We start from the raw sequence: 4,654 nt of genomic DNA, 5'->3' as shown, positions 1-4,654 counted from the left end.
GTATTAGATAGATGTTTGGTATGAAATTTTCCAATCTTCTATTTCAACTTTTAAAAAGATAAATAGGAGCGTTGAAATCTATATTGTATGAAAAGGTGTTATGATGTATATTTTCATTGATTTCTCACCATTTGGTTTAAGGAAAAGGTATTTTGATTGTAGAGGATAAGAAGGAAAAAAGCTTTTTTATCAATAGTGCTGCGGATATTTTTACTCTTTTAAAGATATCTACGGATATCTTTAAATCTGAAGGTATAAATTCTGCAAGAATTGATAGTGAATTGTTGCTTTGCCGTGTTTTGAGAGTTGACCGCTCATATCTTTATACCTATCCTGAACAAAAACTTGAGAAATCTCAGATAAATGAGTTTTCTGAATTGGTTGCACTTCGCAAAAAGAGAATGCCTTTACAATATCTTATTGGAAAACAAGAATTTTGGTCACGAGATTTTATAATAAAGGAAGGAGTTTTTATTCCCCGTCCTGAAACTGAAAGATTGATAGAGATTATTATTGATGATTTTGAAAAGCTCAAAATCAGGACAAAAGTGAAAAATGAAGATATTCGGATACTTGATATAGGTACAGGAAGTGGAGTTATTGCCATTACATTGAAGTGTGAAATGCCATTTATAAAGGTTTGTGCAACTGATATTTCGTATGAAGCATTAAAAACAGCACAACTCAATGCTGAAATCCATATTGAAAATGGTGCAGTCGATTTTCTCCTTGCTCGTTCCTTTGAGACATTCAGAGCTGATTCCCCTTCAAAAGATAAGCCCTTTCACATAGTTGTTTCCAATCCTCCATATATACCAGAAGGAGATTGCCATAAACTTCAACCTGAAATAGCCAAGTATGAGCCAAAAGAAGCTCTTTTTTCAGGAGAAGAAGGGATTGATATGATAAAAGAGCTTATAGAAGAGGCGCCAAAATTCATTTGCCCCGGCGGTATGCTGATTCTTGAAATAGGAGAGGGGCAGAAAAATATGATAAAGGAAATTTACGCGGCTGTTGATAAATATGATGAAATAAATTTTTATGATGACTATTCTTCCTATGAAAGGGTAGCACAGCTATGGATAAAATAGTAATCGAAGGCGGCTATAAGCTATCTGGAGAAGTTGAAATCAGTGGAGCAAAAAATTCTGCTCTTCCTGCAATGGCGGCATCGCTTCTTGCAAAGGGGAAATCTGTTATCAGAAATGTTCCAAGACTCAGAGACATAGATACATTCAAACTTTTGCTTGAACATTTGGGTGCAAAAGTTGAGTGGATTGAGCAAAACAGCATTGAAATCGACACTAGTGACATCAATTGTTTTGAAGCGCCTTATGACCTTGTGAGAAAAATGAGGGCGTCGATTTTAGTTCTTGGACCTTTAATAGCAAAGTATAACTCGGCACGTATCTCTCTTCCCGGCGGATGCGCAATTGGAGCAAGGCCTGTCAATCTGCATATTAAAGGAATGGAATGCCTTGGTGCGGATATAGAGCTTGAAGATGGATATATTGATGCAAAGGCAGATAAATTGAGAGGCTGTAGGATTCCATTTGATATCGTTACTGTGACAGGCACAGCAAATGTCCTGATGGCATCTTCACTGGCAGAAGGGGAGTCGATAATTGAGAACGCCGCTAAAGAACCGGAGATTGTGGATTTATGCAATATATTGAAAAAAATGGGGGCTGAAATCGACGGTGAAGGAACAGAAACAATCAAAATCAAGGGGAAATCTACTCTCAGCCCTTTCGAATGGTCTGTAATTCCTGATAGAATTGAAACAGGAACTTTTATAATTGCGGCTGCGATCACTGGAAGTGAAATTGTAATAAAAAACTGTATTCCATCCCATAGCACAACTGTCCTAGAGAAACTAAGAGAGACAGGAATTGAAATTAATGAATATGAGAACACCATTGAAGTCAAAGGAAACGGTGAGATAATTTCGGCTGACATAAAAACTTCTCCTTATCCCGGATTTGCTACTGATATGCAGGCGCAGTTTATGGCATTGATGACTATAGCTAATGGAGTAAGCGTTATTTCAGAGACTGTCTTTGAAAATAGATTTATGCATGTAGCAGAATTGATGCGTATGGGAGCAGATATAAAGATTGACGGACATACAGCAGTTGTAAAGGGCATAGAAAAATTGAAAGGTGCTCCTGTAATGGCAACAGATTTAAGGGCAAGTGCAAGTTTAATCTTAGCAGGGTTAGCCGCAGAAGGAGAGACAGTCCTTTCAAGGGTTTATCATATTGACAGGGGATATGAAAATATCGAGGGGAAGTTGTCAAAAATTGGAGCTAAGATAAAACGCATTCCTGCATAAGGGTGTAGCTAAGGAAACAATACACTAATTGGAGGTTAAAATTGAAAATAATAGAAGCGGGCACCACAAATGCCAAGAGATTTTTGAGAAGATTAAAAGAAAGAAAAGTAGATGCCAATCCGGAAATAGAAAAGAAAGTTGCAGAAGTTGTAGAGGAAGTGAAAAAGAAGGGAGATAAAGCGCTTATAAAATATACTGAGCTTTTTGATGGTGTGACATTAGACAAGAAAAAAAGAATAAAACTTTCTGAGAAAGAAAGAAAGAAAATTTCAGGTGAAGTATCCAAGGACCTTTTCTCTATTATGAAGACTGCCGCAGATAGAATTAAGCGCTTTCATATGAGGGAGTTGAGGTCAGGATGGATTTATGAAGAAAAGGAAGGCATCTTGACAGGTCAGAAACTTATTCCGGTTTCAACTGCAGGCATTTACGTGCCCGGTGGGAAAGCGGCATATCCTTCATCAGTTTTGATGAATGCAATTCCTGCAAAAGTGGCAGGCGTTGAAAAGATTATTATGTGCACACCACCATCAAAGGACGGAATCAATCCGGCTGTTATAGCTGCTGCAGAGATAGCGGGGGTTGATGAAATATTTATGGTAGGCGGTGCTCAGGCAATCGCTGCTATGGCTTATGGCACTGAGAGCATACCATCGGTCGATGTGATTGTTGGACCGGGCAACATATTTGTTGCAACTGCCAAGAAGCAGGTTTTCGGGATTGTAGGGATTGATATGATAGCAGGACCGACTGAAGTTGTCATCGTTGCTGATGGTACGGCAAATCCGGATTTCATTGCCGCAGATATGATATCTCAGGCAGAGCATGATGAGAATGCATCAGCGGTGTGCATAAGTAATTCGGAAAAAGTTGCAAAGGGTGTGTTGAAGTTTCTTAAAAAGAGACTTGCGAACTTTGAAAGAAGGAAGATAGCTGAAAAATCACTCAAAAAATTTGGTGCTGTTATCAAAACAAAAGATATTGAAGAAGCAATGAAAATAGCCAACACCATTGCTCCTGAACATCTTGAACTTATGGTGGCAAATCCCTTCAAAATAGTTGCAAAAGTGAAGAATGCAGGAGCAGTATTTTTGGGTGCCTATACGCCTGAGCCAGTTGGAGACTATCTTGCAGGACCTAATCATGTTCTTCCTACAGGCGGTTCTTCAAGATTTTCATCTCATTTGTCTGTTGATAATTTTATGAAAAAGACCACTCTTCTTCATCTTAAAAGAAAAGGATTTCACTATCTTTCTAAAAACGCTTCACAATTTGCAGAAATCGAGGGTTTGATAGGGCACTCTCTTTCTGTGAAAGCGAGAATAAAAGGCAGAAAATAGATTTATTCTGAACTGAATCCGCAGAATTGCTCGTAGTCAATTAATTCAGTGATGGTTTTCTCTTTTCCGCAGAGCGGACAATTAGGGTCTTTTTTTATTTTGACTTCTCTGAAATCCATAGTCAATGCATCATACATCAGCAATCTCCCAATAAGCGGTTCGCCAATACCGAGAATCAGCTTTATCGCTTCTATTGCCTGAATGACGCCTATAATCCCCGGTAGTACGCCTAAAACTCCTGCTTCCTGACAGCTTGGAACAGCGCCGGGAGGAGGGGGCTCGGGGTAGAGACAACGATAACAGGGACCATCATCAGGCTTAAAAACTGTTGCCTGTCCTTCAAATCTGAAAATACTTCCATGAACATTTGGAATTTTTTTAAAATAACAGGCATCATTGATTAGATATCTTGTGGGAAAATTGTCAGTGCCATCAAGAACGATATCAAATCCATCAATAATATCCATTATATTGTTTGAAGTTAATCTTTCTTTAAAAGGAATGACTTTGACATCGCTATTTAGCTCTTTTATGGTTTTTGCAGCAGAATCTACCTTATGTGTGCCGAGTTCAGGGGTTGAATGTATGATCTGTCTCTGAAGATTGCTTAATTCGACAACATCGGAATCTATTATGCCGATAGTGCCAATGCCTGCGGCGGCAAGATAATAGATCGAAGGGGAGCCCAATCCACCGGCGCCAACGACAAGGACCTTTGAATTTAACATCTTTTTTTGGCCAATGCCGCCCACTTCGGGCAAAATAATATGTCTGCTGTATCTTTCTATCTGTTCTTCAGTAAAATCTGTCATTTATAAAATCCTTGTTTATTCTATTGATTACATATCTCTTAAAAGGGAAACCTTAAAGAGCACAGAGTTTTAATTTTGTCAAGAATACATTGAAGATGTTGAAGTACAATGTAAAAAAGCATTTTTTAAATCGCCTTTTAATGTTATCAAAAAAAGTAAAATATAAT

4 protein-coding genes are annotated in these 4,654 nt (G+C 38.2%); 3 read left to right on the top strand and 1 reads right to left on the bottom strand.

Annotation, left to right across the window (positions count from 1 at the left end; genetic code table 11):
* Positions 1–149: 149 nt before the first annotated feature.
* The 3 genes from prmC to hisD are packed head-to-tail and all read left to right on the top strand — an operon-like array spanning position 150 to position 3,675.
* Complete coding sequence (gene prmC, locus D6734_11125; GenBank protein ID RMF92948.1) at positions 150–1,091, top strand: peptide chain release factor N(5)-glutamine methyltransferase; 942 nt, start codon at positions 150–152, stop codon at positions 1,089–1,091.
* Positions 1,079–2,335 carry a UDP-N-acetylglucosamine 1-carboxyvinyltransferase gene (murA, locus tag D6734_11120; protein RMF92947.1) on the top strand — a complete coding sequence of 419 codons (1,257 nt, stop codon included), beginning with the start codon at positions 1,079–1,081 and terminating at the stop codon, positions 2,333–2,335. Before prmC ends, murA begins: the two co-directional genes overlap by 13 nt.
* 47 nt (positions 2,336–2,382) lie before the next feature.
* Positions 2,383–3,675: a histidinol dehydrogenase gene (gene hisD, locus D6734_11115; GenBank protein ID RMF92949.1), complete on the top strand. Its 1,293-nt coding sequence runs from the start codon at positions 2,383–2,385 to the stop codon at positions 3,673–3,675.
* 2 nt (positions 3,676–3,677) lie between these two features.
* On the opposite strand, the gene moeB is transcribed toward hisD, so the two are convergent.
* Complete coding sequence (moeB, locus tag D6734_11110) at positions 3,678–4,487, bottom strand: molybdopterin-synthase adenylyltransferase MoeB (protein RMF92946.1); 810 nt, start codon at positions 4,485–4,487, stop codon at positions 3,678–3,680.
* Between the last annotated feature and the right edge of the window lie 167 nt (positions 4,488–4,654).

It is taken from the genome of Candidatus Schekmanbacteria bacterium (assembly GCA_003695725.1).
Lineage (GTDB): Bacteria > Schekmanbacteria > GWA2-38-11 > GWA2-38-11 > J061 > J061.
Note: the sequence above shows the minus strand (reverse complement) of the source record. Positions and strands in the feature narration are given on the sequence as shown.

What these genes read in the sequence shown, in the direction of transcription:
- murA (RMF92947.1), top strand. Translation starts at nt 1,079, where the DNA reads ATGGATAAAATAGTAATCGAAGGCGGCTATAAGCTATCTGGAGAAGTT.
- moeB (RMF92946.1), bottom strand. Translation starts at nt 4,487, where the DNA reads ATGACAGATTTTACTGAAGAACAGATAGAAAGATACAGCAGACATATT.